The sequence below is a fragment of the Bradyrhizobium hipponense genome (assembly GCF_008123965.1).
GTDB lineage: Bacteria > Pseudomonadota > Alphaproteobacteria > Rhizobiales > Xanthobacteraceae > Bradyrhizobium > Bradyrhizobium hipponense.
This window is the reverse complement of the sequence record NZ_VSTH01000047.1, coordinates 111,888-138,493: the sequence shown is the minus strand read 5'-3', so window position 1 is coordinate 138,493 and position 26,606 is coordinate 111,888. Positions and strand designations below refer to the sequence as shown.

At 62.3% G+C, this 26,606-nt stretch carries 29 protein-coding genes and 1 pseudogene; 24 read left to right on the top strand and 6 right to left on the bottom strand.

The window, feature by feature from the left end; translation table 11 throughout:
- The first annotated feature begins 284 nt into the window (after window positions 1-284).
- From FXV83_RS14690 to FXV83_RS14630, 13 genes are all read left to right on the top strand, one after another.
- Window positions 285-716 (top strand): phasin family protein, encoded by a 432-nt coding sequence (locus tag FXV83_RS14690; protein WP_235939571.1) that lies wholly within the window; start codon window positions 285-287, stop codon window positions 714-716.
- A 207-nt stretch (window positions 717-923) separates the two neighbouring features.
- Window positions 924-1,127: a hypothetical protein gene (locus FXV83_RS14685; protein ID WP_148740057.1), complete on the top strand. Its 204-nt coding sequence runs from the start codon at window positions 924-926 to the stop codon at window positions 1,125-1,127.
- A 95-nt stretch (window positions 1,128-1,222) separates the two neighbouring features.
- Window positions 1,223-1,414: a hypothetical protein gene (locus FXV83_RS14680; RefSeq protein WP_148740055.1), complete on the top strand. Its 192-nt coding sequence runs from the start codon at window positions 1,223-1,225 to the stop codon at window positions 1,412-1,414.
- A gap of 297 nt (window positions 1,415-1,711) precedes the next feature.
- Window positions 1,712-2,029 carry an ArsR/SmtB family transcription factor gene (locus FXV83_RS14675; RefSeq protein WP_148740053.1) on the top strand — a complete coding sequence of 106 codons (318 nt, stop codon included), beginning with the start codon at window positions 1,712-1,714 and terminating at the stop codon, window positions 2,027-2,029.
- Window positions 2,030-2,076: 47 nt separating this feature from the next.
- Window positions 2,077-3,438 carry an NAD(P)-binding domain-containing protein gene (locus tag FXV83_RS14670; RefSeq protein ID WP_148740051.1) on the top strand — a complete coding sequence of 454 codons (1,362 nt, stop codon included), beginning with the start codon at window positions 2,077-2,079 and terminating at the stop codon, window positions 3,436-3,438.
- Complete coding sequence (locus FXV83_RS14665; protein ID WP_148740049.1) at window positions 3,435-4,655, top strand: MFS transporter; 1,221 nt, start codon at window positions 3,435-3,437, stop codon at window positions 4,653-4,655. Before FXV83_RS14670 ends, FXV83_RS14665 begins: the two co-directional genes overlap by 4 nt.
- A gap of 164 nt (window positions 4,656-4,819) precedes the next feature.
- The gene (locus tag FXV83_RS14660; RefSeq protein ID WP_148740047.1) at window positions 4,820-5,188 is read left to right on the top strand and encodes a hypothetical protein; all 369 of its coding nucleotides are present in this window, start codon (window positions 4,820-4,822) and stop codon (window positions 5,186-5,188) included.
- Between the two features lie 96 nt (window positions 5,189-5,284).
- A complete protein-coding gene (locus FXV83_RS14655) occupies window positions 5,285-5,677 on the top strand; it encodes a FixH family protein (RefSeq protein WP_148740045.1) in 393 nt (130 codons plus the stop codon).
- An 85-nt stretch (window positions 5,678-5,762) separates the two neighbouring features.
- A complete protein-coding gene (locus tag FXV83_RS14650) occupies window positions 5,763-7,187 on the top strand; it encodes an efflux RND transporter periplasmic adaptor subunit (RefSeq protein WP_148740043.1) in 1,425 nt (474 codons plus the stop codon).
- On the top strand, window positions 7,184-10,369 hold the full coding sequence (locus FXV83_RS14645) for an efflux RND transporter permease subunit (protein WP_148740041.1): 3,186 nt from the start codon (window positions 7,184-7,186) through the stop codon (window positions 10,367-10,369). The genes FXV83_RS14650 and FXV83_RS14645 overlap by 4 nt, the downstream gene beginning before the upstream one ends.
- Before the next feature lie 273 nt (window positions 10,370-10,642).
- Window positions 10,643-11,224, top strand: a complete 582-nt coding sequence (locus FXV83_RS14640; protein ID WP_235939569.1) for a c-type cytochrome — start codon at window positions 10,643-10,645, stop codon at window positions 11,222-11,224.
- 11 nt (window positions 11,225-11,235) lie between these two features.
- Entirely contained in the window at window positions 11,236-11,847 is a 612-nt protein-coding gene (locus FXV83_RS14635; RefSeq protein ID WP_148740037.1) for a class I SAM-dependent methyltransferase, read from the top strand.
- 92 nt (window positions 11,848-11,939) lie between these two features.
- On the top strand, window positions 11,940-12,425 hold the full coding sequence (locus tag FXV83_RS14630; protein WP_148740035.1) for a DUF411 domain-containing protein: 486 nt from the start codon (window positions 11,940-11,942) through the stop codon (window positions 12,423-12,425).
- Window positions 12,426-12,559: 134 nt separating this feature from the next.
- Here the strand turns inward: FXV83_RS14630 and FXV83_RS14625 are convergent, their stop codons facing one another.
- From FXV83_RS14625 to FXV83_RS14615, 3 genes are read right to left on the bottom strand one after another with little or no spacing between them, the layout of a single operon-like run.
- The gene (locus FXV83_RS14625; protein WP_148740033.1) at window positions 12,560-13,366 is read right to left on the bottom strand and encodes an ABC transporter permease; all 807 of its coding nucleotides are present in this window, start codon (window positions 13,364-13,366) and stop codon (window positions 12,560-12,562) included.
- On the bottom strand, window positions 13,363-13,959 hold the full coding sequence (locus tag FXV83_RS14620) for an ABC transporter ATP-binding protein (RefSeq protein ID WP_148740031.1): 597 nt from the start codon (window positions 13,957-13,959) through the stop codon (window positions 13,363-13,365). The genes FXV83_RS14625 and FXV83_RS14620 overlap by 4 nt, the downstream gene beginning before the upstream one ends.
- Before the next feature lie 4 nt (window positions 13,960-13,963).
- Window positions 13,964-14,998 (bottom strand): Cj0069 family protein, encoded by a 1,035-nt coding sequence (locus FXV83_RS14615; protein ID WP_148740029.1) that lies wholly within the window; start codon window positions 14,996-14,998, stop codon window positions 13,964-13,966.
- Between the two features lie 297 nt (window positions 14,999-15,295).
- Between FXV83_RS14615 and FXV83_RS44920 the strand changes: the two genes are divergently transcribed.
- The 10 genes from FXV83_RS44920 (at window position 15,296) to FXV83_RS14570 (ending at window position 22,965) form a co-directional block, all read left to right on the top strand.
- Window positions 15,296-15,421 carry a hypothetical protein gene (locus tag FXV83_RS44920; RefSeq protein ID WP_283811709.1) on the top strand — a complete coding sequence of 42 codons (126 nt, stop codon included), beginning with the start codon at window positions 15,296-15,298 and terminating at the stop codon, window positions 15,419-15,421.
- Window positions 15,422-15,479: 58 nt separating this feature from the next.
- Entirely contained in the window at window positions 15,480-15,713 is a 234-nt protein-coding gene (locus FXV83_RS14610) for a hypothetical protein (RefSeq protein ID WP_148740027.1), read from the top strand.
- 49 nt (window positions 15,714-15,762) lie between these two features.
- Window positions 15,763-16,707 carry a DUF1259 domain-containing protein gene (locus tag FXV83_RS14605; protein ID WP_187435901.1) on the top strand — a complete coding sequence of 315 codons (945 nt, stop codon included), beginning with the start codon at window positions 15,763-15,765 and terminating at the stop codon, window positions 16,705-16,707.
- Between the two features lie 207 nt (window positions 16,708-16,914).
- On the top strand, window positions 16,915-17,064 hold the full coding sequence (locus FXV83_RS42675) for a hypothetical protein (RefSeq protein WP_187435900.1): 150 nt from the start codon (window positions 16,915-16,917) through the stop codon (window positions 17,062-17,064).
- A 303-nt stretch (window positions 17,065-17,367) separates the two neighbouring features.
- A complete protein-coding gene (locus FXV83_RS14600; RefSeq protein ID WP_148740023.1) occupies window positions 17,368-17,958 on the top strand; it encodes a superoxide dismutase in 591 nt (196 codons plus the stop codon).
- On the top strand, window positions 17,955-18,338 hold the full coding sequence (locus FXV83_RS14595) for an META domain-containing protein (protein ID WP_235939566.1): 384 nt from the start codon (window positions 17,955-17,957) through the stop codon (window positions 18,336-18,338). Before FXV83_RS14600 ends, FXV83_RS14595 begins: the two co-directional genes overlap by 4 nt.
- A 142-nt stretch (window positions 18,339-18,480) precedes the next feature.
- The gene (locus tag FXV83_RS14585) at window positions 18,481-19,080 is read left to right on the top strand and encodes a hypothetical protein (RefSeq protein WP_187435899.1); all 600 of its coding nucleotides are present in this window, start codon (window positions 18,481-18,483) and stop codon (window positions 19,078-19,080) included.
- An 11-nt stretch (window positions 19,081-19,091) separates the two neighbouring features.
- Window positions 19,092-19,781: a 3-keto-alpha-glucoside-1,2-lyase-like domain-containing protein gene (locus FXV83_RS14580; RefSeq protein WP_347341060.1), complete on the top strand. Its 690-nt coding sequence runs from the start codon at window positions 19,092-19,094 to the stop codon at window positions 19,779-19,781.
- A gap of 29 nt (window positions 19,782-19,810) precedes the next feature.
- On the top strand, window positions 19,811-20,311 hold the full coding sequence (locus tag FXV83_RS14575; protein WP_187435898.1) for a GlcG/HbpS family heme-binding protein: 501 nt from the start codon (window positions 19,811-19,813) through the stop codon (window positions 20,309-20,311).
- Window positions 20,312-20,556: 245 nt separating this feature from the next.
- A complete protein-coding gene (locus FXV83_RS14570) occupies window positions 20,557-22,965 on the top strand; it encodes a 3-keto-alpha-glucoside-1,2-lyase-like domain-containing protein (RefSeq protein ID WP_148740017.1) in 2,409 nt (802 codons plus the stop codon).
- Window positions 22,966-23,445: 480 nt separating this feature from the next.
- Here FXV83_RS14570 and FXV83_RS43505 read toward each other — a convergent pair whose 3' ends face one another.
- A complete protein-coding gene (locus tag FXV83_RS43505) occupies window positions 23,446-24,219 on the bottom strand; it encodes a nuclear transport factor 2 family protein (RefSeq protein WP_210250732.1) in 774 nt (257 codons plus the stop codon).
- 39 nt (window positions 24,220-24,258) lie between these two features.
- Window positions 24,259-25,533 carry an epoxide hydrolase family protein gene (locus tag FXV83_RS14555; protein ID WP_210250731.1) on the bottom strand — a complete coding sequence of 425 codons (1,275 nt, stop codon included), beginning with the start codon at window positions 25,531-25,533 and terminating at the stop codon, window positions 24,259-24,261.
- 85 nt (window positions 25,534-25,618) lie between these two features.
- Between FXV83_RS14555 and FXV83_RS14550 the strand changes: the two are divergent.
- Window positions 25,619-26,143, top strand: a pseudogene (locus tag FXV83_RS14550) (winged helix-turn-helix transcriptional regulator); the annotation flags it as partial.
- A 151-nt stretch (window positions 26,144-26,294) separates the two neighbouring features.
- On the opposite strand, the gene FXV83_RS14545 reads toward FXV83_RS14550, so the two are convergent.
- Window positions 26,295-26,549 (bottom strand): hypothetical protein, encoded by a 255-nt coding sequence (locus FXV83_RS14545; protein WP_148740013.1) that lies wholly within the window; start codon window positions 26,547-26,549, stop codon window positions 26,295-26,297.
- Between the last annotated feature and the right edge of the window lie 57 nt (window positions 26,550-26,606).

Here is a 26,606-nt window from a genome sequence, read left to right as displayed (position 1 = left end):
AATCCCCGGAATCCGCACGCAGCGGCTAGGGATATCCCTGTTATGCACAGCGCCCCGTAGTTAAACCTTCGTCTGTGTTGACAATCTCAAAAAGATTTTGAGCGAGAGTCGCAAACCGAACCGACAGTCCCGCTTCTCTTCGCACAAGGTCGTATGGGTCGGGGGCTAACTCAAGGCTCATCCAAAATCTGATTGAACACAGAGCGTGAGCTCTCGTGACGCAAGCGACCGTCGCGAGGAATGCTTTCGCTTGAGAAAGGGAATGCTGCGTGGGTGAAAGCGAAATGAAAGCCGCACTGAACGGAACGAATATTTTCGGGATGCCGTTGCTGGACTTCCCGAAGATCGCCTTGCCTGGCGTACCCAGCGAGCTTGTCGAGCAGGGCTACGCCCGCGCGCGGGAAGGCTACGAGGAGATGACGGAAGCGCTGCGCGAGACCTATTCGAGCAATGCCAGAAGCGCCACCGACTACGGGCTCAAGGTGTTCGAAATCTCATACGCCAACGCCGCCACTGCGCTCGATTTTTTCGTCCATCTCTACGGCAGCAAGTCAGCGGCCGATGTCTATGCCTTGTCTGCGGCGCAAGCGCGCAAAGCGTTTGAGACCGCAACCGACCAGAACAAGGAATTGTGGGCGCTCACCCAGAAGCTTGCGACGGAAACGGGTGAGCCGATCAGGAAGCGCTTCTCCAAGGTCCTCCACCAAGCCGGCTAGAAGAACGGCGCTCAATTCACGTCCAAGGATGAGGAGGAATCCGGCCGGTTGGAATAAGCCCCGAGCATGCAGCCCCCACTGCCGCCCCCTGCTCGGTCAAACAAGGTGCGCGATGCCCCCCAAGTACCCGCACCTACATAGGGCGCACTCCAACCGGCCGGTGTTTTTCTGCAAATACAGTGACGACCGATCGCAAAGGAGGGCGACATGGGTATGGTCATGGTCAAATGTCCGGAAACCGGACACGCGATTCCCACCGGCATCCAGACTGATCGCGAGAGCTTTGGGCGTCGCGCGGTGTTTTTCTCGCGCACCCGCTGTCCGATCTGCCGCACCGATCACGCGTGGTTCGCGCGGGAAGCCTGGGTCGACGAGCCGAGCATACATATGCGCCGCCGCAACGCGGGCTAGGGAGCACCGGCTTTAAGGCGAAGGAAGGCGACTCGACCTGACCATCCGCTTTCCCATAGGTTACCGCTTTCCAGTTACAACTAGCGGGGAGCGAAATGGCCGAAAAGATCGACGTCGAGGTTACCGGCAAATCGCAGTTTGAAGTCGCCTACGACATGGCAAGGTTCATTCTCGTCAACATGGAAAGTCGTCAGGTGAAAAGCGTAAAGCGAGAGGAGTTCTTGCATTTGGTAGCTGACTGCATCGATGCCTTGCGCGGCATCAAGGTCAAGCAGATTATCCGCTAAATAAGAAGGGCTGGCAGCCCCCTGCAGGATCGATCCTTCCTCGGATGCTGGGGGCCTTCACTATCCAGCGATTTCGAGCAAGGCGAGATCGGCCCCGACCTGTTCCGCCGCGCCTGCCTGTGGGGCCGCATCGTCTTCACGCACCGCCGTGGTTCCGGCCGCGGCTCAGCAGGCCGGGCGACCGAGGGTCGGCAGCAGAGCGGAAAGTGTTGTTAGGACAGCCTGAGACTAGCCTATATTTCGAATATTCTAGAAATATAGTTGACGACGGAAGCGACCCGGCGCATGATGTCGGTCATGAAGATCGATGACGCAGCAACACGCTTGGAAGCCCTGGGCAACCGGACGCGGCTTCAGATTTACCGGGCCCTGGTTCGGGCCGGACGGTCGGGCATGCCCGTCGGTCGCCTCCAGGACAAGCTGAAGATCCCGGCATCAACGCTCTCGCATCACATCAAGTCCTTGGTTTCGGTCGGGCTTGTCAGTCAGGTCCGGGAATCCACGACCCTGATCTGCCATGCGAACTTCGACGCGATGCGGGGCCTAGTCGATTTCCTGGTGGCGGAGTGCTGCGCGGACGAAGCCGAATGTGGGGATGCGCGAACGGCGGCCTGATTTTTTCGACCTGCTTATTCGATAATTCTAGAACGATAGGAAAAAAGATGGCTGATGAAAAGACGGTTGCGATCATCGGGGCGGGTCCCGTCGGCCTTGCGGCCGCCGCGCATGTTCTCGAACGCGGGATGTCGCCCATCATGCTGGAGGCGGGGCCAGAAGCCGGACACGCGGTCCGCCAGTGGCAGCACGTCCAGCTGTTCTCGCCATGGGAATACAATGTCGACAAAGCCGCGGCGCGGCTGCTCGCGCCGACGGGATGGAATTCGCCGGACCCGCAGTCCTATCCAACCGGCGGCGAACTGCTCGACCGATACCTGACGCCGCTTGCGACGCGGACGCCGCTGCGCGAGACGATCCGCACGTCGAGCCGCGTCACGGCGATCAGCCGCGTCGGTTTCGACAAGGCGAAGAAGAAAGGGCGCGCGCAAGCGCCGTTTGAAATCCGCTATCAGAACGGCAAGGACCCCGAAATGCTGCGCGCGGATGCCGTCATCGATGTGTCCGGCACCTGGTTCTCCCCCAATCCGGCCGGCGGCAACGGCTTGCCGGCGATCGGCGAGCAGAAGCGCGCTGACCGCGTCGCCTACGGTATGCCAGACGTGAGGGGCGCGGATCGTGCGAGATATGCAGGGAAGATCGTTGCCGTGCTCGGTGCCGGCCACTCCGCGGTTGGCACGCTTATCGAACTCGTGCATCTCGCCGATGAGGTGCCGGGCACGCAGCCGATCTGGCTGTTGCGCGGCGCCGATCCCGCGAAGGCCTTCGGCGGCGGCCGCAATGACAAGCTGGCCGCACGTGGCGAATTGGGCTCCGCCTTCGCCGCGCTCGTCGCCGCCGGAAAAATCACGGTAGAGACCGAATTCGCCGCCACGCATCTTTCGCAATCCGAAGGCCGCCTTAGAATTTCGGCCGGCGCCTGCTGCGAGGCGCGAAGCGTGGTCGTGGACGAATTGATCGTATCAACGGGGTTCCGTCCCGACTTTTCGTTCTTGTCGGAGCTGCGCCTGCGGCTTGATCCGGCGATCGACGCGCCAGTCGCCCTGGCGCAGCTCATCGATCCCAACGAGCACAGCTGCGGCACGGTTCGCCCGCACGGTGCGCGCGAGCTCGCGCATGATGAGCCGGGGTTCTACTTGGCCGGCATGAAATCGTACGGTCGCGCGCCGACCTTTCTCATGATAACCGGCTATGAGCAGGTCCGTTCGATCGCGGCCGATATCGCCGGCGACAAGCTGGCCGCGGCAAGGGTTGAACTCGTGCTGCCCGAGACCGGCGTCTGCACGCGCGGTGGCGTCGAGACAGAGGCAGGATGTTGCGGCGGGCCGGCGAGGGAGGACGCGTCGGCCTGCTGCGTCGCCAACGAAACGGCGAAGGCGTCAGGCGCTTCGGGGTGTGGTTGTTCATGAAGCCAGTCTTCACGGGCCGAGCCACAGGCCCGCTCGGCGCCGTCATCGCACTCGGCACCACGCAAACCATTGCGTGGGCGTCGAGCTACTATCTTCCTGCCATCCTCGCCGTGCCGATTGCGCGGGATCTCGATCTCGCGCCGACTTACGTGTTCGGGGCACTCTCAGCTGCGCTCGTTCTCTCGGGGCTTCTTGGCCCGCGTGTCGGTCATGCGATCGACAGGTTTGGGGGACGCAGTCTGCTCGCGATCTCAAACGCCGTCTTTGCGTCAGGCTTGCTGTTGCTGTCCGCTGCCCACGGCCTGACGGTGCTGATCGCGGCGTGGATGATGCTCGGGATCGGCATGGGCATGGGTCTTTATGAGGCGGCATTCGCGACGCTCGCCCGCATTCACGGCACCGGAGCTCGTAAATCGATCACCGGGATTACTTTGATTGCCGGCTTCGCGAGCACTCTCGGCTGGCCGCTTACGACTTGGTTGGATGCCGAGTACGGCTGGCGTGTGGCCTGCCAGATCTGGGCAGCGGTCCACATCTGCTTCGCACTGCCTCTCAATCTTTCGTTGCCGCGTGCGACGCCGCTGGAACAGGATTCTCGATCCGCCTCAGGCGCGAGCCAATTTGCTGAGCGCCGAAACGAGACCTTTGCGATGGGCGTGCTCGCCTACATGTTTGCGGCGGCAAGCTTCGTCAGCTCTGGAGTTTCGGCGATCCTGCCTTCGATGCTGGTGGCGTTTGGAGCGACGCCCGCTCAAGCTCTGCTCGCAGGAACATTGGTCGGTCCTGCCCAGGTCGGCGCTCGTCTCATCGAAGCCGGATGGCTCGGCCGGTTTCATCCGCTTCTCTCGGCGCGGCTGGCGGCTCTGATGAATCCGATCGGTGTCGTCGCGCTGATCGCAGGTGGCTCTCTCTTCGCGCCGGTCTACGCGATCCTCTACGGAGCGGGCAACGGCATCATCACAATCGCGCGTGGCACCCTGCCGTTGGTGTTGTTTGGACCCCTCGGATTCGGAAAGCGCGTCGGCATGATTTCGCTCCCGTCTCGACTAACCGGTGCCGCCGCGCCGTTGACACTGGGACTGATGGTGGAGCACATCGGCAGCGCCGCGCTGTGGATCAGCGCGCTAGCCTCGGTTTCCGCGTTCTTTGCGCTGATGCTGCTTCGTACAGACCGGGCAAGGCCTCCGCAGGCGTCGTCTCGCATCGAGGGCGGATAGAGCAACCACCGAAATCATAGTTAAAAAATGGCTTTCAGGTCTTTGCACCTGTGGCACCGCGGCAAACGTCAGCTCACGGATGCTTGACCGGGATCAAGGACTGTATCCGGGGCCGGGATATGCTAATCAGGCTCTGTCCCGGCCCGAGAGGTAAGTAATTAACGATGCGGTTCGTCCGTACCATCCTGGCATTCGCGATCGCCGTCTCGCTGGCGATGCTGCCGGTCGGCACGTCGGCTGCGGGCCTCGCGATGGCGTCGGATGACACGCAGACGGGCATGCACATGAGCGGCGATGCCGCCATGTCGATGGACGAGTGCTGCCCGGACGACATGAAGGGAACGAACTCCCCCGCCGCCGGCTACAAATGCGGTATGGGTTTCTGTTGCGCCGGTGGGACGCTCGTGCTCGACGACATCAGGGCCGTTGATTTCGTATTTCTCGCTATCCTGGCGAGCAAGATCGTCATCCCCGCCGATCAGGTCGTCTCCGTCCGCGGCGGCAGTCCTCCCTTCCGACCTCCTCGAGTCTGATCTCGCAAGACGCGACGCACGCAGCACGTCTGCGTGCGACGACTGACGTGTGCGCTGACGGCGCCACGGCCGAGAACAGATCATGAGGAACAATCGATGCTTTCGAAACTGAGCACCGCGGCTGTTGCCGCCACCCTTTCGCTCGTCGCTTCCGCCGCCATGGCGGGCGCCGGCGACTATGCCTTCGAGCCGGTCAATCCGGAGCTGAAGAAGGGCGACGACGTCACGCTCGCGGTTCGCCTGACCAACAAGCAGACCGGCAAGACGGTGCCGGACGCGGTCATCTTCAAGACGCGCGTGGACATGGCTCCGGACGGCATGGCCGAGATGGAGTCCGCGGTCGCCCCGCTGCCGTCGAAGGAGCCCGGCGTCTACACATTCAAGACCGATTTGCCGATGGCCGGCCGCTACCAGGTCACACTATCCGCGAAGGTGCAGGGCGAAGCCGAGACCGTCATCGGCAAGGTGATCGTCAAGGCGACCAAGTGATCGACCAAGTGATCGTTCGGGCGCCCGACGGCGCTCGACATCCCCCTTTCACATGGACGCGCTCCCGGGCGCGCGGATACACGCCATGAAAACGCTGCGTCTCCTGATGGCGCTCACACTGGGCGGCGCCCTGGCTCTGGGCGCCACCTGGCACTTGAACGGTGAGCGCTGGCCGGCTCATGCCGAGGCAACAACGGCTGGGGCAGCCGGGGAGCGAACGCCGCTGTACTATCGCGATCCGAGCGGCGCGCCGCTGTGGTCGGCCGGTCCGAAGACGGACGAGCGCGGCCGCGATTACCTGCCGGTCTACGACGACGACCAAATGGCGCTCCAGCCTGCGAAGCCGAAACAGCAGGCCGCCTCGTCGCGCAGGATCCTGTACTACCGCAATCCGATGGGCCTGCCCGATACCTCGCCGGTCCCGAAGAAGGACCCGATGGGGATGGACTACGTCCCGGTGTATGAAGGCGATGACGCAGACGACGGCACCGTGAAGCTTTCGCCCGGCAAGATCCAGCGCACCGGAGTGAAATCCGAGCCCGTCGAGCGTCGCAGCATCCGCGTCGCCGTGAAGGCGCCCGGTACGATCCAGCTCGACGAGCGGCGTGTATCCGTGATCGCCATGCGAGCCGAAAGCTTCGTCCAGAAGGTCGCCGACGTGACCACCGGGAGCCGCGTCAAGGCGGGCCAGCCTCTGATGGAGATCTACAGTTCGGCCGTCACATCCGCCGCCGCCGAGTATCTTGCAACGATCACCTCCAGGACCGTCGGCGGCCTCGAGCTTTACGGCCGGGGCTCTCGGCAACGGCTGGTCAATCTCGACGTTCCCGAGTCCGTGATCGCTGAGATGGAGAAAACGCGGACCGCACCCGTCTCCGTCCGCTGGTCGGCGCCGCGCGACGGTATCGTGCTCGAGCGCAACGCCATCGAAGGCATGCGGGCCAATCCAGGCGACGTGCTGTTCCGCATCGCGGACACGTCAGTGGTCTGGGCGCTCGTCGACATCGCCGAACGCGATCTCGGCAACATCGCCGTTGACCAGGCTGTGGCGGTCCGCGCGCGCAGTTTTTCCGGCCGAACCTTCACGGGAAAGATCGCCGTCGTCTATCCGCAGGTGAACCGTGACACGCGGACCGTTCGTGTCCGCATCGAATTGTCAAATCCGGACGCGGCGCTGCTCCCGGACATGTATGTCGATGCCGACATCGACACCGCCGATTCGGCACCGGTGCTGGCCGTGCCCGACAGTTCGGTGCTCGACACCGGCACGCGCCAGGCCGTGCTGGTCGACAAGGGAGAAGGGCGCTTCGAGCCGCGGGAGGTGAAGCTCGGCCGGCGGGGCGGCGGCTACATCGAGATTCGGGAGGGCCTTGCGAATGGCGAGGCGGTGGTCACCTCGGCCAATTTCCTGATCGACGCAGAAAGCAATTTGAAAGCCGCGCTAAAGGGCTTCGCGGCCGCGGCGCCGCAGGCTTCCGATTCAGGCCACGCGATGGGAGAACACAAATGATCGCCCGCATCATCGCCTGGTCGGCTCGCAACCTGCTGCTGGTGCTGTTCGGGACCGGTTTTGCGGCCGCGGCAGGCCTGTACGCGCTGATCCACCTTCCGCTTGATGCGATCCCGGACCTGTCGGACACGCAGGTGATCGTCTACACGGAGTATCCCGGCCAGGCGCCGCAGGTGATCGAAGACCAAGTCACCTATCCGCTGGCCACCGCCATGCTGACGGTGCCGAAGTCCAAGGTCGTGCGCGGGTTCTCCTTCTTCGGGGTCTCGTTCGTCTACGTGATCTTCGAGGACGGAACCGACATCTATTGGGCGCGCTCGCGCGTCATGGAATTCCTCAACAGCGCGACTTCGCGGCTTCCCGCCGGCGTGACGCCGACCATCGGTCCGGACGCCACCGGGGTCGGCTGGGTTTACCAATACGCGGTGGTCTCCAAGGAATTGAACCTCGCCGACACCCGCACGATCCAGGACTGGAATCTCAAATTCGCGCTCGCCAAGGCCGAAGGCGTTGCCGAGGTCGCCAGCATCGGCGGTTTCGTCAAGCAGTACAACGTCATCCTCGACCCGCAGCGGATGCGCGACCGCGGCATCAGCATGCAAAAGATCCGCGAGTCCATCCGTGCCAGCAACGCCGACGTCGGCGGGCGAACGGTGGAGTTGTCGGAGTTCGAGTACGTCATCCGCGGCAAGGGCTACATCAAAGGCATCAACGATCTCGGCAACATCGTGCTCAAGACCAGCAACGGCACGCCCGTGCTGCTGCGCGACGTCGCCCGGGTGGAGCTCGGTCCCGACGAGCGGCGGGGCATCGCGGAACTGAACGGCGAGGGCGAGGTCGCAAGCGGAATCGTGCTGCAGCGGTTCGGCCTCAACGCGCTCGACGTGATCGAGAATGTCAAGAAGCGGTTCGCGGAGATCGCCAGCAGTCTGCCCAAGTCGGTCGAGATCGTACCGGTCTATGATCGGTCGAACCTGATCTATGCGGCCATCGACACGCTCAAGCACACGCTGGTCGAGGAGAGCATCGTCGTCGGGCTGGTCTGCATCGTCTTCCTGCTGCATGTCCGCAGCGCGCTGGTCGCGATCCTGATGCTGCCGGTGGGCGTGCTGATGGCGTTCGGGGCCATGAAGCTGCTCGGGCTCGGGTCCAACATCATGAGCCTCGGCGGGATCGCGATCGCCATCGGCGCCATGGTGGACGCGGCGATCGTCATGATCGAAAACGCCCACAAGCATCTCGAGCGTGCCAAGCCCGATCAGTCCCGCGTCCAGGTCCTGATAGACGCCGCCTCGGAGGTCGGCCCGGCGCTGTTCTTCAGCCTGCTGATCATCACGGTATCGTTCATGCCGATCTTCACGCTGGAATCGCAGGAGGGGCGGCTGTTCAGTCCCTTGGCGTTCACGAAGACCTTCGCGATGGCCGCTGCGGCCCTGCTATCCGTCACCCTGGTGCCGGCGCTCATGGTGATCTTCGTGCGCGGCAGGATCGTCCCCGAGCGCAACAACTTCGTCAACCGCTTCCTGATCTGGATCTACCGTCCCGTGATCAAGGGCGTGCTGCGCGCCAAGACGCTGGTGATCCTCATCTCCGTTGCCGTACTCGCCGTCTCGATCTGGCCGGCTCGCCAGCTCGGTACCGAGTTCATGCCGTCGTTGAACGAGGGAACACTGCTCTACATGCCGACGACCCTGCCGGGCATCTCGGTGACGAAGGCGGCCGAACTGATGCAGATCCAGGACCGGATCATCAAGTCGTTCCCCGAAGTCGCATCCGTCTACGGAAAGGCGGGACGGGCGGCTACGGCAACCGACCCGGCGCCGACGGAAATGTTCGAGACGGTCGTCAATCTCAAGCCAAAGGATCATTGGCGCCCCGGCGTTACCATCGACAGCCTCATCGCGGAGATTGACAAGGCGCTGCAATTCCCGGGCGTCTCCAACGCCTGGACCATGCCGATCAAGGCGCGCATCGACATGCTGTCGACCGGCATCCGCACCCCGATCGGCGTGAAGGTGATGGGCACGGACCTGATCGAGATCGATCGGCTGGCCAAGCAGATCGAGCGGGTGATCAAGTCCGTCCCGGGCACCTCATCGGCTTACGCCGAGCGCGGCATCGGCGGTTACTATCTCGAGATCGTCCCGGACCGCGAGGCGCTGGCGCGCTACGGCGTTCTGATCCAGGACGTCCAGGACACCATCGCAGCGGCCCTTGGCGGCCAGACGGTCACCACGACCGTTGAAGGCCGGCAGCGGTTCACCGTGAACATGCGCTACCCGCGCGATCTGCGCGACAATCCGAAGGCGATCGCCAGCGATATCCTGGTGCCGATGCCGGCGGGCGGCGCGGTGCCCCTCGGGGAGCTTGCCACGGTCGAGCCGGCGCGGGGACCGACGTCGATCCGGACGGAGAACGGTCAGCTTGCGACTTACATCTACGTCGACATTCGCGATCGCGACGTCGGCAGCTACGTTGCCGACGCGCAGGCCGCGGTCACCCAGAGCATCCAGTTTCCCGCCGGCTACTATGTCGTCTGGAGTGGTCAATACGAATATATGCAGCGCGCAGCAGCCCGCTTGAAGATCGTAGTTCCGGTGACGCTCACGATCATCTTCCTGCTGCTCTATCTGAACTTCAGGGCGATAACCGAGACCCTGATCGTGATGCTGTCGCTGCCGTTCGCGTTGATCGGCGGCATCTGGATGATGTGGGCGCTCGGCTTCAATCTGTCTGTCGCCGTCGCTGTCGGATTCATTGCGCTCGCCGGCGTCGCCGCCGAGACCGGCGTCGTGATGCTGATCTACCTTGAGCAAGCCCTTGCCGAGCTGAAAGCGAAACGAACTGCGGTGGGTCGGCCACTTACGCGCCAGGACCTGCACGATGCCATCATGGAAGGCGCGGTCGAACGTGTCCGGCCCAAGATGATGACGGTGGTTGCCATCATGGCAGGCCTGCTGCCGATCATGTGGAGCACCGGCACCGGGTCGGAGATCATGCAGCGCATCGCCGTGCCGATGATCGGCGGGATGATGTCATCGACGCTGCTGACGCTGATTGTGATCCCGGCGATCTTCGGCCTGGTGAAGGGCTTCGGATTGCCGCGCGAGGATCGCGAGCCTCCGCCGCAAGTCCGAAAGCCGACCAAGCGGATCCAGCTAGTTCCGGAGCCAGCCGAATGAGGTGAACCATGATGCAAGACATGATGCCGGGGATGATGTGGGGAATGGGACTTCTGTGGCTGCTTGCGATCGTCGTCCTGATCCTCGCAGCCGCAGCGCTGATCAAATATCTTCGCTCCTGACGTACGGAGGCCGAAAATGAAGAGACTTGTCGTCGTCGTGCTCGCCGCAACGGCCTTGCTGTCGCCCACGTTCGCGGAAGGCGATCCGTCGCGAGGTCGGCGCGAGTTCCGGGCGTGTGCTCCATGCCACTCGCTCCAGCCCGACCGCAACATGACCGGCCCCAGCCTTGCTGGCGTTTGGGGGCGCAAGGCCGGCTCACTGCCGAGCTTCGAGCGCTACTCCGACGCGCTGAAGTCGTCGGGAATCATTTGGGATGACCGCTCGCTCGACGGATGGCTCACCGATCCGCATGCGATGGTGCCGGGCAACGACATGCCGTTCGAAGGCATCAAGGATTCCCACGCCCGCGCCGACCTCTTGGCCTTTCTCAGGGAAGCCACCAAGCCGGGCGCGCAACAGACGGCTCAGCAGGGCGGCATGAAAGGCATGGGTGACGGTGGCATGATGGGAGGGATGATGGGCGGTGGGCATGATCCCAGCCTCAAGGGCCTCGAACCGGCCAAACAGGTGAAGGCGATCACCTATTGTCACGACACCTATCGCGTCACCACCGCCGACGGCAAGACGCGCGCTTTCTGGGAACGCAATCTGCGTTTGAAGACGGATTCCGGCGAAGATGGTCCACAAAGTAGCGCACCGGCCCTGGTACCCGCTGGTATGATGGGCGACCGCGCGGACGTGATCTTTGCCGCACCCGAAGAGATCAGCAAGACTATTGAGCGGCGATGCTAGGAGAAGCGCGCATGGGCTTCTACAACGACGTCATTTTTCCGCGGCTTTGCGACCTTGCGATGCGCAACAAGGAACTTGCGCCCTACCGGCAGCGCGCGGCCCGTGCGGCACAGGGCCGGGTACTCGAGATCGGCATCGGGTCCGGCCGCAACCTGCCGTTCTACGGGGCCGCGGTGAAGCAGGTTGTGGGGCTTGAACCCGGTCCAAAGCTTATCGAGATGGCGCGACACGCTCCACATCCGGAAACTCCAATTGAGTTTGTCGAAGCGTCGGCCGAGGCGATTCCGATCGAGGACCGCAGCATCGACACGGTCGTGACGACCTGGACGATGTGCAGCATTCCGGATGTCGATCGCGCGATCACAGAGGCGCGGCGTGTGCTGAAACCGGGAGGGAAGCTGGTCTTCGTCGAGCACGGCCGCGCGCCCGAACCGCGCGTGCGCTGGTGGCAAGATCGCCTGACCCCCGCGTGGACGCGCATCTCGGGCGGTTGTCATCTCAATCGGGACATCGCTGGCGTCTTGACCCGGAACGGCTTTCGCATCGACGAGATGCGCACCGGCTACATGAATGGGCTGAAGCCCATGACCTTTATGTACGAGGGACAGGCGAGCCCTCGTTGAGGCCCTGTGGCGCCGACCTCAAAGGAGATCCAACGATGAATTGCCGATGGCAACGGCCGCGCACGTGACAGCGAAACGAAAGGAAGCCGAAGATGAAGGAACGCGCACATTTGATGACCCGTCGGTCGCTTGTAGGGCTGATGGCCGCGGCGGTCCTTGCCAGGCCTGCGGTTGCAGCGCAGGCCGAAGAAGCCACCTTCACGGTGCACAAGGATCCGAGTTGCGGCTGTTGCACCGGCTGGGTGCAGCATCTCCGAGACGCAGGATTTACCGTACAGGTCGAGGAGACTGCCGATCTCGACGCCGTTCGGAGCCATCTCGGCATCCCGCCGGATTTGGTCGCGTGTCACACGGCGGAGGTCGCGGGTTATCTCGTCGAAGGGCACGTGCCGGCTGCGGCTGTGCGGCGCCTCCTGTCGGAGCGTCCCATTGCAAAGGGGCTCGCCGTGCCCGGCATGCCGGTCGGATCGCCGGGGATGGAAGGCGGCAAGCCGCAGCCCTACGCGGTCGTGCAGTTCGATGCTGACGGTCATCAAAGGACATTCATGCGCTTTATCGGCTCGCAGGCGATTGGTTGAGAGCCCTTGATGAAGGAGCGCTCCGAGGCTCCGCCTAGGAGCGTCTACGCCGGAAGCGCTGATCGTCGAGTTGGAACAACACGGGCATGATTTGGCTCTGGGCCAGATCAGATCCGCGATGACGACCGAAGCGTTTAAGTGGACTTTTCAGTGAGAATTCGATCGAGGCGTAACCGATGTCGATGATCGGTGAGAAGGCGGGCGCCTCCCATCACGGCAGCGAGAGTTCCCAATCCCGTCCCACCGGCGATCAAGAACATGATTAAGAGCTGATACTTGACAGCATCTATCGGTTCGACGCCCGCAAGGATTTGACCGGTCATCATCCCTGGCAAAGAGACAAGGCCGATCGCAGCCATCGCATTGATGGTCGGCATCAGCCCGCTCCGCATTGCATCCCTCACGACGGGCAGCAGCGCCTGATGCCGGGTACCGCCAAGAGCAAGGCAAGCTTCTACGGCGGCCCTCTCACGCACCAAGCCATTTGTCAGCACGTCCAAGCCCAGGCTTATTCCAGTCATGGTGTTGCCCAGGATCATACCCAACAATGGCAGCGCGTAGCGCGGATGATACCAAGGATCCGGGCGAAGCTCCGTCAGAAGCGAAAAGATCGTAACGGTACCGGCCGCGAGCAGCGTGCATCCGGCCCCCAAGCCGTAGCTCCAAATACCTGGTAGGCGCCGCTTTTGCCGTGCGACGATTTCCCGTGATGCGAAGAGAACCATGATGACGGCTGCGAAGGCAGTCCAGAGCAGCGAGACTGCGGCAAACAGGAACGTCAATACGTATCCAACGAGCACCAGCTGAAGCACCATCCGCACGGTCGCGATGGCCAGTTGTTTTTCAAGCTTGAGGCGGAGAGCAAGCGAGAGAGCGCCGTCCATGACAACAAGGAGCGCGGGCAGGACCAAGTCACCGTATGCCAGTTGGATGTAGGTCACGGCCGATTTTCCTCGATGCTGCCATCGGCGCTCATCATTAATACCCGTGACCCTACACGGCTGGCCTGGGCGTTATCGTGGGTGCTCCAAACGACACTCGTTCCGTCCGACATGCGTTCGGCGATCAAGGATTCCACGGCCGCAGTCGATGCCGAATCGAGGGCCGAAGTTGGCTCGTCCAGTAGAAGAACCCGCGATCGCAGCATCAGCGCCCGCACGAGCCCCAACCGTTGTCTCTCTCCGGTCGAAAGTCTTTGGACCGGCCAAGGACCGCAACTGCACGGCAACCCCAATCTTGTGACCAGCGGTAAGGCGTCGTCCCAGCTGCTGAAGTGATCCTGCACGATGTCTGACCACCAGCCCGGCTCGGTAGCAAGGTAGGTCACTCGCTTTCGCCAAGCGGGGGCGGGCATCGCCTCCCTGAGCGTTCCGTCCAGTTTGACCACTCCTTCGTTCGGATCGAGATCTGCGATGGAGCGAAGCAGCAGGGTCTTGCCGACGCCAGAAGGGCCCTGCAGGGCGACGCATTCGCCGTCCTGCAAGTCGAATGAGACGGAGATGTGCAACCGCTTGAGCCCGCTGACCGTCAGCATGGTGTCAAAGCTTACACTGCAGCCGATTGGCGACCCGCCGGGCAATCTCTGCCGGCGCCTGTTCGGGGAAAGGAAACACCGAGCTGACATTGATTTCGCCAAGCACGTAGCTGTCGCTCCCATCGGCCAGGACGGGGCCAAGCATGAAGTCGGCGTCCCAGATCATCGGCAGGTCATGTCGCGGAATGTCCAGCAACGACGTTAGCTGGGGCGTCCACTCGTCCTCCATCAGCCGGCGCAGCCGCTGGAAGCGCGGGTCTGCGTTCGACGTGTACAGCCGGGGTCCGGCCTCGGAACGTGCGGCCGGCGAGTCAACCAGGGCTTTGACTTTGTGATGGCCAAAGCCGGCACAGCGATCGCCTGCCATATAGCAGCGCATGACGCCTTCACTCAAGCGAGGCTGGAATGGCTGATCGACCACGCTGTCATTTTGGAAATACTCGGCGCAGCGACGGAGAAAATGATCGAGCGTCAATTCCTCGGACCCATCCTTGGTCGCGTCCAGCACCCTTATCATCGGGGAAGTCGGCAGCCTCTCGACCTTCCAGACGCCCTGGCCACCGTTGCCCCGGTTGCGCTTGATCACGCGCGGACCGGTGGCGAGCCGTCTCGGCAACTCGGCGCGCATGGCCTCGGCGGTTTGATATAAAGCCGTGTCGCATCCCCACCCCATCGAGCGGGTACGATAGAGTACCTCCTTGGTGCCCATCTTGAGAATGACCTCCGGATGAGCGCTGACCCACACGCTCCGTGCGGCGATGTCGCGAAGCAGCGCGTCAAGACCGGCGCGATTTCGCCCGTCTTGGATCGGGTTAACCCAGACGAGCACGCCGTCCACCGCGAGCAATTGTTCGCGGACCTCCTCGGCGAAGCTTTCGTCGTAGATGACCGGGTGGGCTTCGATGCCGACGGCGGCGAGGGCTTCGAAGACGTGCACGAAGCGGCTGTTCTGCGCGGCCGCATCCCGGCGCACGGCAGCGTCGCCTCGCGAGAGAATGGCCACAGAAGGTCGGGAAGAGGGCTGCCGTTCGGTGTTCATGCGCAAGCTCCACGAGTGGCATGCTGCGCAGAGCTTGGACCGAGGCCTCACGGGGAGTCTGCTTCGTCCCCACGCGAGGAACAATAATGGGGCCGTCCGCGAGTTTCAAGACGCCGGCGCGGTTCCGTTCGAATGGTGAACTCTTCGTGACGCGCGCTGGCGACTTCGGTGGGCCGCGCGGAGCGCTCGCCGGTTGACAGCACCCGCCCTCGGGTTTTTATTTGGGGTTCGGGGATGTGCGATCTCCCCGTGAGGCGACATGCCCAAGCATCGCGTCCTGATCACCAAGGGCGCAGCATGTCTTCATATAGCCCCGATTTCATCCGGCAGATTGTCTCGGTCTTTCCGCACGGCGCCCGCGCCGATCGCATCGCTGCGCGCATCGATGCCCGAGCTTTGCCGCGCCTCGTGGGCATCATCTAGGGGGAGGATCGCGAAACGGACGTCACCTGGGGCAGAGGACATAACCAGGAGAACGATCATGCGAACAGGAACAACCTTCCGCACCGTTCTATTGCTTGCGATCGCGGCCGGGCTGTCGAGCGCACACGCCCTGACACAGGAGGAACTGGTCGCCAGGATTACGGCGGCCGGCTACTCAGAGGTCAGCGACATCAAGTCGACCGCCGAGGGTACGACCGCCAAGGCCGTGAAGAACGGCAAGGAGGTGCGGCTCGTCGTCGACAGCAGCGGCCAGATCAAGGAGCAAAAGTGAGACGCCGGCTGCTGAGGACCCCAAATTGAAGCTCAAGGGAGTTAGATCCATGCGAAAGACAATCTCGGCGCTGATAGGCATCGGCGCGTGCTTCTGCGCGACCAGCGCAAGCGTTCAGATCGTGGATTGGCGAGCGTTCACCGGACTCTTCGTCGCGACAGCTCACGCGCAAGATGCCGATTGGCAGAAGGTCGATGAAACGCTGGGCCGAAAGGCGGCGGTGACCGGCGACGTCCATCGTTACGGCTTTCCCCGCACTGACCTCACGGTGACGCTCGACGGGGTGACCATCAAGCCGGCACTCGCGCTGGGCGGCTGGGTCGCATTCAAGCCCGCTCATGGCGGCGTCACGGCGATGGGCGACCTGGTGCTGCTGGAATCGGAAATCAATCCGGTCATGCTGAAGATGATCGCGAGCGGGCTCGATATCACCGCCGTTCACAATCATCTGCTCGGCGCGAGCCCGGCGACGTTCTACATGCACGTGGCCGGGCACGGCGATCCGGTCAAGGTCGCGACCGCCATCAAAGATGGGCTTGCCGAAAGCAGGACGCCGCTGTCGGCGGCGGCTCCGGCGGCCCCTGCGCCCGCCGTCGATCTCGACACCGCACAGCTCGACCAGATCATCGGCATCAAGGGGCAAGCCAACGGCGGCGTCTATCAGTTCAACGTTCCCCGCCGCGATCCGGTGACCGAGGAAGGGATGCAGTTGAGCCCCGCAGGTCCGCTCGGCGTCGCAACCGGCATCAACTTTCAACCGACCGGCGGCGGCAAGGCGGCCATCACCGGCGATTTCGTTCTGACCGGCGACGAGGTGAACCCCGTGATCAAGGCACTACGATCGCATGGCATCGGCGTGACGGCGCTCCATAGCCACATGCTGGACGAACAGCCGCGCCTTTTCTTCATGCACTTCTGGGCCAACGACGACGCCATCAAGCTTGCCAACGGCTTGCGTGCCGCACTCGACAAGACGGCCAGCACGAAGAGCTGAGGCCAGGGGCGCGCGTGATAATGTTCGTCGAGCCGGGCGCGTGCTTGACCGAGCCCCAAGTCATCCAACGCGCTCGGTCCACGGCGTGGGCCCGGAGCAAGGCACTTGTTCGTGCCGTTGTCCCGCAGTGCCGCGCCAAGGGTTGTGATCCTTTCTGAACTCGTGTGCAGGCCGGTCGTTACCGTTCATCGAACAAAGGAGGAAACCATGCGTGTCCTGACGATGATAGCGGCAGCTCTGCTGTCCTGTACCGTCGGCCCCTCGCTTGGCGAACGCATCCTGACGATCGTGAGCGACGGTGAGTCGACAGCCAGCCGGGACACCCGCAAGCGCGGGTTTGTCCTACGACTGGGTTGAGATATCCATCCGTCGGGTCAGCGCGGCGTGCATTTGACAAATCCCCCCGCTGGGCATTAGTTGCGGGTACGGGGAAGCGATCTCCCCGTGAGGCGACATGCCCAAGAATCGCGTCCCGTTACAACAAGGACGCTGCATGTCTGCCGTTTTCCGATCCCCTCTCCAGGCCCTTTTATCCGTCTCGCGCGCGCTAGGACCTCGCAGTCGGCGATGGGATCGCCGTGCCGATGGCCTCGGCCGAGCAGCCAGGCATCGCGAACGGGCGAACTTGAAACTCTCCTGTGATCTCAATGGAGGACTGCCATGACCTACGTCATGAAGCCGCTGTCGTGCGACCCGAGCCGCATCCGCGGCATGTCGGAGCGGATGATTATCAGCCATTACGAGAACAACTATGGAGGGGCGGTCAAACGGCTGAATCTGATCGAAGAGAAACTTGCCGGGCTCGACTTTGACACCGCGCCTGGCTTTCTGATCAATGGGCTGAAGCGCGAACAGCTCATCGCAGCCAACTCGATGATTCTCCACGAAGTCTTCTTCGATGGTCTGGGCGACGAGAGCGAGCCGGGTGCGGGCCTGAAAGCGGCTCTGGCGCGGGACTTCGGTTCGTATGAGCGGTGGCGGTCCGAATTCATCGCCATGGGCAAGGCGCTCGGCGGTGGCTCCGGCTGGGTCTTGCTGACGTGGTCACCACGCGACCGCAAGCTCGTCAACCAGTGGGCGTCGGATCACTGTCACACCCTCGCCGGCGGAACGCCAATTCTGGCGCTCGATATGTACGAACACTCCTATCACATCGATTATGGCGCCAAGGCAGGTAGCTATGTGGATGTCTACATGGCGGCGGTCAATTGGAGCGTCGTGCAGCGGGCTTATGACGGGATGCAGGGATGAGGCGCGCTTCACGCTATGCTTTGCGCCTGATTGGCTGTGCAGCGATGCTGGTCCCTGCGATCGAAGCACGCGCAGCAGATCAGCTTCGGAAGCTGGACGGCAAACAGATCCGTGCGCGCATGATGGGCAAAGACATCACGGATGGGGCGCACTGGTCGCTTTATCTCCGACCAGACGGCTCGATCGTTGGTTCGGAGTCGGGAGAGTCATGGACCGGAAGCTGGAAAATTCGCGACGACAGGCTCTGCATGACGCAGCCGGGAAGCACCTCGCTTGTGTGCAACGAGGTCTGGATGTCGGGCGCGAATATCAGGATGCGCGCCAGCGGGGATGAGAAGGCCTTGGATGCGATGGTCATGGCTCACCAACCGAAGCAATGAGACGACTTCAGGCACGGCCCAGCAAGCGGGCTGCATTGGATAACACGGCCAGTATCGAAGAAAGTCAAAATGAAGGTTCCGCGCCCCGGGCAGGGCGCACCTCACGAAAGGAAAATCGAATGCGAAATGCGGCTCTTGGTTTATGCATGCTGACGGGTCTCTTGGCTGCGAGCGCGACGGCGCAGGCTCAAACATCCTGCAAGGTATGCGCCGAACAGCAAAAGGCGTGCATGAAGAACTACGCCGGACCGGCCTGCAAGACCGAGTACCAGATGTGCCTCAAAGCCTGCAAGAAGTGAGGGCCATGGAGCCGGGAAGTTTGCGAGCGACTTGTTTCATCGCGGCGCTCGCTGCCGGCGCCCTGGGCCTGATCACCTTCCATGCTGGTTTTGCCGCAGCCAAAGATGTGCAGTTCCTCACCGGTGCGCAGATTCGCGCGGGCTTGACGGGGAAGCAGCTCACGGACGAAGTCCACTACCGTTTCGTCTATGACCGGGACGGCACGCTTCGAAGCTATTCGATGGGCGTGAAGAAGATCTGCAAATGGCGTGTTGAGAAGGACGAATTATGCCTCGATCTCGGAGAGACGGACGATGGCTGCTATCGGGTTACTCTCAGCGGCGAACGGATCGAACTGATGCCGACCGGTCTAGGCGGTTCGCTCGACGGCATTTTGCAGCCGGCATATCGGGACGATAGCGCGGCGAGCCGCATGCCTTCTCGATCGCCTGAACGTCGATGATAGGACAATTGATGATCTGCACCCCCGAAAGCTTTCCGTCGCGATCTTCTGCATGGGCCAAGCTTGCGCTGGCGTCGATGCTGGCTTTGTTAATGGGAGGAAATGCCGTGGCCGAGACTCTGAATTTTGACAACGCTCCTGCCGGAACATCGCCTGAAGGGTGGACTTTGACGATGACCGGCAAGGGAGAACCGAAATGGACCGTTGAGGCGGAGCCCACGGCGCCAAGCAAGCCGAACGTCCTCAAGCAATCCGGACGGGCAACGTTTCCGTTGGCCATCAAGAGCGATACGTCCATCCGCGATGGCTTCGTCGAGGTGAAATTCAAGGCCGTCGCCGGGTCGCAGGATCGCGCAGCGGGGATCATCTGGCGCGCGAAGGATGCCGACAATTACTACGTCGTTCGGGCCAACGCGCTGGAGGACAATGTCGTGCTGTACAAGACAATCAAGGGCATTCGAACGTCGCTGGCGATCGTGGGGCGCAAAGGCGGCTATGGCGTCAGCGCGCGGGTGCCGTCCGGGCAATGGCACGTGCTGCGTTGCGACTTCGCAGGAAGCCGGTTCAGGGTGACCTATGACGGAAAGCAATTATTCGAGGTGGAGGACATCACGATTGCGCAAGCGGGCATGATCGGCCTGTGGACCAAGGCGGATAGCGTGACCCTGTTCGACGATCTGACATATGGTGAGATCAAATAGGCGTTTGGCCAACTTTGCCGGAGATTGCCATGAATGTTCGATGCCTGTCGGTCTCGATAGCCCTGCTGATTGCGTCCATCTGCCCCCTACGGGCGGAAGAAGGTTTGGTCGCCTACAAATCACTCAGTCCGGAGTTGGCGCTCGACCTTGCGCGCGCTGCGTTGGGCAGTTGCCGCGTTCGCGGATACCAGGTTGCAGTCGCTGTTGTCGATCGCTTCGGCGTCACGCAAGTGATGCTGCGCGATCGCTTTGCAGGTCCCCACACACCATCAACGGCAGCTGGCAAGGCGTGGACAGCCGCGTCGTTCAAAGCCAGCACGACCGAGCTGAATGCGATCAGCCAGCCGGGCATGATGCAGTCTGGCATTCGCAATCTTACCGGAGCGGTTATCATTGGAGGAGGATTGATCGTCGAAGCAGGCGGCTCTCTGGTCGGAGCGGTCGGCGTGTCCGGCGCTCCGGGCGGCGACGCGGACGAGGCGTGCGCGAAAGCCGGAATTGACGCCATACAAGACAAGCTGGACTTCTGAGGGGGACGGCAAGATCGCGGACCCGCGTGGCCATCGAGTTAAAATCGCGCGGGCGTGTGAACCGGCTCATACAACCGACCACAGGTCTCTCTTATCTTTGCGATCGCGGTCACGTGGGCAGGCTTATTGCAGCGACCCTCCGTTTGCCCCTGAGGAGCGTCCTCTGGCGCTCTCCCGACCGAAACGGACGCGATAGGACCGAACGTCGCGCACCGCGGAGATAACACCTCGAAAGGAGCTCTCCCATGCTGACCTTTCTGCGACAGGACCCTTCCATTCAGGTTGATATTCAAGACACCGAGTTCGCACGGGATTTGCTCGGCAGATACGTGTGCAGCACCTTCGACGAAGCGGTGAACAGTGGCGGCAGGCCGTTCGATGTCGTGGTCATCGGCGCGGGGATGTTCGGCGCGTACGTCGCCAGCAAGACTTATCGCGCCGGCGCCGATCAGAACCTGCGGGTACTCCTTCTCGACGCGGGAGGCTATTTTGCCCCGACGCACGTGCAGAATATGCCGCATCTCGGCCTGAATGCGCCGGATACCGCGCTGGTGACGCGTAACGATCAGGATCCACGTGCGCGCAATGGTGTCTGGGGCATTCCCTGGCACAGCAACGAGCCGTTCACCGGACTGGCCTATTGCCCGGGAGGAAGGTCGCTATTCTGGGGAGGCTGGGCGCCGCGGCTCATGCCGGCTGACCTGGCTGCGTGGCCCAAAGACGCGCGCGATTTTCTTACCGCGAATTACCCTGACGTCGAGTTCGAAATCGGCGTTCAGGACAAGGCGGACTACCTGTCGGGTCCGCTCAACACGGCGATCAATGCACAGCTGCAAGCCGTCGCGACAAGCTCCAACCCGATCATGCCTGATGTAACGTTAGACGCCGTCGACGAAGCTCCGATCGCGGTGCAGGCGAGCTCGCCCGGGCCCGGGCTGTTTTCGTTCGACAAGTTCAGCAGCGGCCCCATGCTGCTGGAAAGCATCCGGGATGATATCACCAAGCGCTGGACCTTGAATGATAACTCGCGGCGGCGCTTCTTCCTCGTTCCACGGTGCCACGTGATACGGCTACAGACCAGCGGGGGCAGGGTCACCGGCATCGATCTCACCTACAATGGTCAGTTTCGATCGCTTTCAGTTCCGACGAACCTCAGCCCCGATTGCCAGATCATCGTAGCAGCAGGGACGATCGAATCGACACGGCTGGCGATCGAGTCGTTCCCGGTGACGCGCGGCGCGTATAGCATGGGTGCCAATTTCATGGCGCACCTGCGTACGAATCTTACGGTGCGCGTCAAACGCAGCGCGCTCGGGCTTGGAGCAGCCACAACACTCGAGCAGGGCGGCGCGATAGTGCGTGGCGAGATCACGAATCCGGACGGAAGCAAACGCCGCTATCATATTCAGGTGCTCGCATCGGCCGAGAAAGGACAGAACCCGGAAGCGACGATGTGGACGATGGTGCCCGACATCGACCTGTTGCGGAACCTGCTTTCAAACGAGGACCCGGATTGGGTGGCGATCGTCTTTCGTGGCCTCGGAGAGATGGACGGCGACAAGAGGGCCGGACCCGGCGGCGCGACGAGTTTCGTAAATCTCACCAATGCGGCAGATCCACTTCAAAACGATGGCATGAGCGCGCGCGCCTGGGTCAATTTCACGCCGACCTCAAACGACTACGCGGCATGGGGCAAACTCGCCGTCGCGGCGGTCAGGTTGGCCGGACGCCTCGCCAAGAGCGCAGGCGACGTCCAGTACCTGTACAACGGCGGCTGGCAAAGCGCACCGCCACCCGATCCGTTCGCGACCACGAAGGACCAGTTGGGCAACACGCACCACGAAGCGGGCACGCTGTGGATGGGCGATGATCCGGCCACGTCGATTACAGACTCCAGCGGGCGATTCCATCATATCTCGAACGCCTACGTTGCTGGCCCTGCCTTGTTCCCCACCGTCGGCTCGGCCAATCCGTCCTTGACAGGCCTTACGCTCGCGCGTCGGACAAGCGCGGCCGTTGTTGCGGCATTGGCGCCGACGCCTTTGGCGCGTTTCAAGCCGCTATACGCCGGGAGCTTGGCAGACTGGCAGATGTCGGGAGGCGGAAGCTTCCTCCAAGTGTACGACATTCTTGAGTCCGTTGGCGGGCCTGGATTGCTCTGGTACACGCGCGAAAGCTTCTCCGACTTCGTGCTTGAGTTCGAATGGCAATCCGCAAACCGCACGGACAACTCCGGTGTTTTCATCCGCGTGCCCAATCTGAACAGCTCGAATCCGGGCGATTGGATGGCCGCGATCGACCAGAGCTACGAAATCCAGATCGATCCGCGTGGATACAACTCCGAAAAGAACATGGAGAACGATCCTTTGCGAAGCACCGGTGCGATCTACAACCTCAATGCGCCGATCCGCACAGATGTTGCGAAAGGCCCGTGGCAGTGGAACACGTTTTTGATCGAAGCGGTCGGGAGCCGCATCAAGGTGACGCTCAACGGTGTACTGGTGAACGACTTCACGGATCCTAAGCCCCGGTCTCTTCGGGGGCACATCGCGCTGCAAAACCATCACGATGGATCGAAGGTGCAATTTCGAAACATTCGCATCAAGGCGGTGGTGCCGGGGGTCACTGACCTGCCTCTGCCGAGGGTTGCCTAGTCTCTTCACCGCCGCCGTTCTCGCGATCCTGACGATGTCGGTCTCGGCGTGCGAAGCGCGGCGCAAACTGCCAATTCTTCGATGATGGCATTTTGCGCCTGTTTTGCCCGACGAGTCAAAGGACGCTTGGATTGAGACCATCGGGATGGAATCCTGCGGGAGTGTTTGAGCTTGAGCGGGCCGAGGGCTGCGTCCAACCAGCTTTGCCGAGAAGCGACGAAGCGAAATGGAATGGCTGCCAAGCACTTAGCTACTGTGCATGGGGTTGTTTTGCAGCTTTTGTTTCAGCCTGCGAAACGTTCCGCTCAGCACCGGCCGCGCGGAGCTTCGGCCTTGGCCGGCCCGCGGTGAAATCGAGAGACGAGGTGTGGGCCTGGGGTTCTCCCGAAGCGCGGATCAGAAACACCGAAGCGCCCGCGTATCGGCGAGGTACTCTGTTCTGCGCTGATGAAGAAGCTCCGCGTTGAATTGCTCGAAGGCCTATGGATGTTTTGTCTTCGCGATTTCGTTGTCGACGAAGGCTCCTTCAGACGCTTCATGCGGTATTGACCATCCGAAGTAGACCTCCGTGTTATGAATTTGGCCATTCCGGATAGTTAGAATCTCCGTGTTTCGAAAGCCCGAGCCTCTGCTCGAACGGCCTTCATAAGTGACCACCACGAGATCGTCTGCGGGAAGCACACGGACGAATTCGAACCCAGTGATGAAGTTGTGATTGGGCCAGCACCGTTCGAAGAAGGTCGTTCGATCGATGCGATTGTCTCGCGGACTTGTGAAATGGAAGTCGGGCGCGATCAGCCGTTCGATAGCGTCGCGGTCGCCATCGGCAAACGCCTGGTACAAGGCTTTGGCGATTGCAGCCAATTCGTCCTTCTGGCGAGGTGCCCATTCTTTGGCATTGTCGCCCACCGTGCCGCGTCCCCGCCCGAAGTACACAAACACCTCGCGGATTTGGTTGCTTGAACCGAAGAGGATCTCCGTGTTCTGAAAGCTGTCACCGGTGATCGGTGTAAGCTCATAGTGGACAAACACCTCGCCATCTCTCTCCCACAGGCGCTTGATGTCGATCGACCGGGTGCGTTTGCTGTTCGGCCAGCACCTTTCAAGATAGGTCGCCCGGTCGATTCGATCATCCAGCGGGCTTGAGAACCGGAAGTCGGGGTTGAGCAGGGCCTCGATTTCCTCGCGGTCCTTGGTCTCATAGGCGCGGTAATAGCGGCGGACCGCCTCCGCTAAGCTCGACGTCTGGGTCATTGAAGGTCTCCTTTTCGAAGGTTGAGAAAGGTTACGGCGTCATGCCCGGCGCAGGGCGCGAAAGCAGTTCCGTATCTCCTGAACAAAGAGCGCTGGCTGTTCGAGCGCGGCGAAGTGGCCGCCGCGGTCCAGCTCGTTCCAATAGAAGAGGTTGGGGTACATGCGCTCAGCCCAACTGCGCGGCGCGCGATAGACCTCGCGCGGGAAGATGCTGCATCCGACCGGCAGCTCGACGACACCGGCGTTATTCCTTGGCCCCAGCGCGCGCTGCTCGAAATACAGCCGGGCTGAGGACGCCGCGGTGTTGGTCAGCCAGTAGAGGCTGATCTGGTCCAGCATCTCGTCGCGCGTCAGCGCCTGCTCCGGATCGCCGTTGTTGTCTGTCACGCCACGGTAGATGTCGAAGAGCCAAGCCGCCCAGCCCGCCGGCGAGTCCGCGAGCGCATATCCGATGGTCTGAGGCCGCGTCGATTGCATCGTGAAGTAGCCGAAGCCGTCCCGCTGGAACCGCGCCATGCCCTCCACGGCGCGGCGTTCCTCTGACGGCAGTTCGGCCGGAATCTGATCGGGAATGACTTGCGGGAAATTGAGATGGATGGCGGCGAGGCCCGGCGCGCGCTGCTGGGCCATGGCCGTTGTGACGAAGGCGCCCCAGTCGCCGCCCTGAGCGACGTATCGGCGGTAGTCCAGCCCCGACATGAGCGTGGCCCAGGCGCGCGCGATGCGCTTGGCGTCCCAGCCCGGCCCGGCTGGCTTGTCGGAAAAGGCGAAGCCCGGAAGCGAGGGGATAATGACATCGAACCCGTCGCCTGCGCCGCCCCCATGAGCGACCGGATCCGTCAGCGGTCCGATGACCTTCAGGAAGTCGAGCACCGAACTCGGCCAGCCATGGGTGATGATCAGGGGCAGCGCGTTTGGATGTGGCGACCGGACATGCAGGAAATGAATGTTAAGACCGTCGATCTTGGTGCGGTACTGATCGAACCGGTTCAGCCGCGATTCGCACCGCCGCCAGTCATAGCTACTGCGCCAATAGTCGAGCCAGGACCGCAGCTGCGCTTCGGGGACGCCCTGCGTCCAATCCGTGACCGTCTCCCGCTCTGGCCACCGGGTTTGCGCGAGCCGTCCTCTGAGATCGTCGAGCGCCGCCTGCGGTGCGTTGAACCGGAACGGCTTCAGGGCACTCGGCGCCGCCAGGGCCGCCGTGTGGAGCAGCGGGCCGGCTCCGGCAGCCGCCGCGATGGCTGCCGCAAAGGTCCGCCTCGACATGACGAGCGGCTTGAGATGCGATTGAGGTTCAGCGAACAGCGTCATCTCTTTCTCCGGGAGGCGAGCTGGTTGCATTTCGCAATCACTTGACGGATAACAGTTCTGATAGCAAAATGCAACTGCTCTTGAAATGGAGACAGGTGGCGTGCGGGAGGATTTCAAGTCGGGCTGCCCGATCAATCTGACGCTCGAGGTGCTCGGCGACCGCTGGAGCCTGCTGATCATCCGCGACTTCATGTTCGGGAACCGCCGGCACTTCCGCGAGCTGCTCACGAGATCCGAGGAAGGCATCGCGTCCAACATCCTGGCCGCACGGCTAAAGGCCCTGGTCGAGCGTGGGATTCTTTCCAAGGCTGACGATCCCAGCCACAAGCAGAAGGCGATCTACAGCCTGACCGAGCAAGGCATCTCGCTACTCCCGATCCTCGCCCAAATGGGGGCATGGGGCGTGGAGCACCTGCCCGTCACAGAGGAACTGGGGATTCGGGCCCGCGTCCTCGCCGACGGCGGCCCAGCCATGTGGGAGGCTTTCATGGACGAGCTTCGCGAACGGCATCTCGGCGCCCCGAAGCGATCGCGAGGAAACGGGCGGTCCGTGGCCGACCAACTCCAGGCCGCCTACGAGGCCGCCTGTCGGGCCCGCGCTTCTACCGCCAGCAGCAACATCGCTGACGAGACCATCGTGAATTATCTCGATCATGATACCAGGACCGCCAGTGAAGCTTCAGCCACATCCAACGAACCTACCGGCGTCAGCCGGTCTATCATTCAGTCGTCATGACATACCGGTGGTTCGACCAACCGGGTCAGTAGAAATCCGTAGAAAGAGATGTCGCTTGCTTTGGAAGCTCACCCGAACCCTTGGCGAGGGCCATCCGATAGAAGGAGACGGGGCGAATCGGCGGCAGCAGGCTCACGCGGAGCAAAGCCATGGCAACTTCGAACTGTGGGAGACGCGCCTCTTGATTCACCGCGATCATTGAAGCGCCTTCAAACCTCGGCCTCAAAAAACCCGCGGCGGATTGCTCCGCGCGGGTGTTACGAACTTTCGATGTTGCCATTCTGCCAGCGTTTTGCCCGACGAGTCAAAGGCGCATGCGCGCAGTCGATTTGTATCG

Coding starts and splice junctions, on each gene's coding strand:
- FXV83_RS14690 (WP_235939571.1), top strand. CDS start 285: ATGAAAGCCGCACTGAACGGAACGAATATTTTCGGGATGCCGTTGCTG.
- FXV83_RS14685 (WP_148740057.1), top strand. CDS start 924: ATGGGTATGGTCATGGTCAAATGTCCGGAAACCGGACACGCGATTCCC.
- FXV83_RS14680 (WP_148740055.1), top strand. CDS start 1,223: ATGGCCGAAAAGATCGACGTCGAGGTTACCGGCAAATCGCAGTTTGAA.
- FXV83_RS14675 (WP_148740053.1), top strand. CDS start 1,712: ATGAAGATCGATGACGCAGCAACACGCTTGGAAGCCCTGGGCAACCGG.
- FXV83_RS14670 (WP_148740051.1), top strand. CDS start 2,077: ATGGCTGATGAAAAGACGGTTGCGATCATCGGGGCGGGTCCCGTCGGC.
- FXV83_RS14665 (WP_148740049.1), top strand. CDS start 3,435: ATGAAGCCAGTCTTCACGGGCCGAGCCACAGGCCCGCTCGGCGCCGTC.
- FXV83_RS14660 (WP_148740047.1), top strand. CDS start 4,820: ATGCGGTTCGTCCGTACCATCCTGGCATTCGCGATCGCCGTCTCGCTG.
- FXV83_RS14655 (WP_148740045.1), top strand. CDS start 5,285: ATGCTTTCGAAACTGAGCACCGCGGCTGTTGCCGCCACCCTTTCGCTC.
- FXV83_RS14650 (WP_148740043.1), top strand. CDS start 5,763: ATGAAAACGCTGCGTCTCCTGATGGCGCTCACACTGGGCGGCGCCCTG.
- FXV83_RS14645 (WP_148740041.1), top strand. CDS start 7,184: ATGATCGCCCGCATCATCGCCTGGTCGGCTCGCAACCTGCTGCTGGTG.
- FXV83_RS14640 (WP_235939569.1), top strand. CDS start 10,643: ATGACCGGCCCCAGCCTTGCTGGCGTTTGGGGGCGCAAGGCCGGCTCA.
- FXV83_RS14635 (WP_148740037.1), top strand. CDS start 11,236: ATGGGCTTCTACAACGACGTCATTTTTCCGCGGCTTTGCGACCTTGCG.
- FXV83_RS14630 (WP_148740035.1), top strand. CDS start 11,940: ATGAAGGAACGCGCACATTTGATGACCCGTCGGTCGCTTGTAGGGCTG.
- FXV83_RS14620 (WP_148740031.1), bottom strand. CDS start 13,959: ATGCTGACGGTCAGCGGGCTCAAGCGGTTGCACATCTCCGTCTCATTC.
- FXV83_RS14615 (WP_148740029.1), bottom strand. CDS start 14,998: ATGAACACCGAACGGCAGCCCTCTTCCCGACCTTCTGTGGCCATTCTC.
- FXV83_RS44920 (WP_283811709.1), top strand. CDS start 15,296: ATGTCTTCATATAGCCCCGATTTCATCCGGCAGATTGTCTCGGTCTTT.
- FXV83_RS14610 (WP_148740027.1), top strand. CDS start 15,480: ATGCGAACAGGAACAACCTTCCGCACCGTTCTATTGCTTGCGATCGCG.
- FXV83_RS14605 (WP_187435901.1), top strand. CDS start 15,763: ATGCGAAAGACAATCTCGGCGCTGATAGGCATCGGCGCGTGCTTCTGC.
- FXV83_RS42675 (WP_187435900.1), top strand. CDS start 16,915: ATGCGTGTCCTGACGATGATAGCGGCAGCTCTGCTGTCCTGTACCGTC.
- FXV83_RS14600 (WP_148740023.1), top strand. CDS start 17,368: ATGACCTACGTCATGAAGCCGCTGTCGTGCGACCCGAGCCGCATCCGC.
- FXV83_RS14595 (WP_235939566.1), top strand. CDS start 17,955: ATGAGGCGCGCTTCACGCTATGCTTTGCGCCTGATTGGCTGTGCAGCG.
- FXV83_RS14585 (WP_187435899.1), top strand. CDS start 18,481: ATGCATGCTGACGGGTCTCTTGGCTGCGAGCGCGACGGCGCAGGCTCA.
- FXV83_RS14580 (WP_347341060.1), top strand. CDS start 19,092: ATGATCTGCACCCCCGAAAGCTTTCCGTCGCGATCTTCTGCATGGGCC.
- FXV83_RS14575 (WP_187435898.1), top strand. CDS start 19,811: ATGAATGTTCGATGCCTGTCGGTCTCGATAGCCCTGCTGATTGCGTCC.
- FXV83_RS14570 (WP_148740017.1), top strand. CDS start 20,557: ATGCTGACCTTTCTGCGACAGGACCCTTCCATTCAGGTTGATATTCAA.
- FXV83_RS43505 (WP_210250732.1), bottom strand. CDS start 24,219: ATGACCCAGACGTCGAGCTTAGCGGAGGCGGTCCGCCGCTATTACCGC.
- FXV83_RS14555 (WP_210250731.1), bottom strand. CDS start 25,533: ATGACGCTGTTCGCTGAACCTCAATCGCATCTCAAGCCGCTCGTCATG.
- FXV83_RS14545 (WP_148740013.1), bottom strand. CDS start 26,549: ATGGCAACATCGAAAGTTCGTAACACCCGCGCGGAGCAATCCGCCGCG.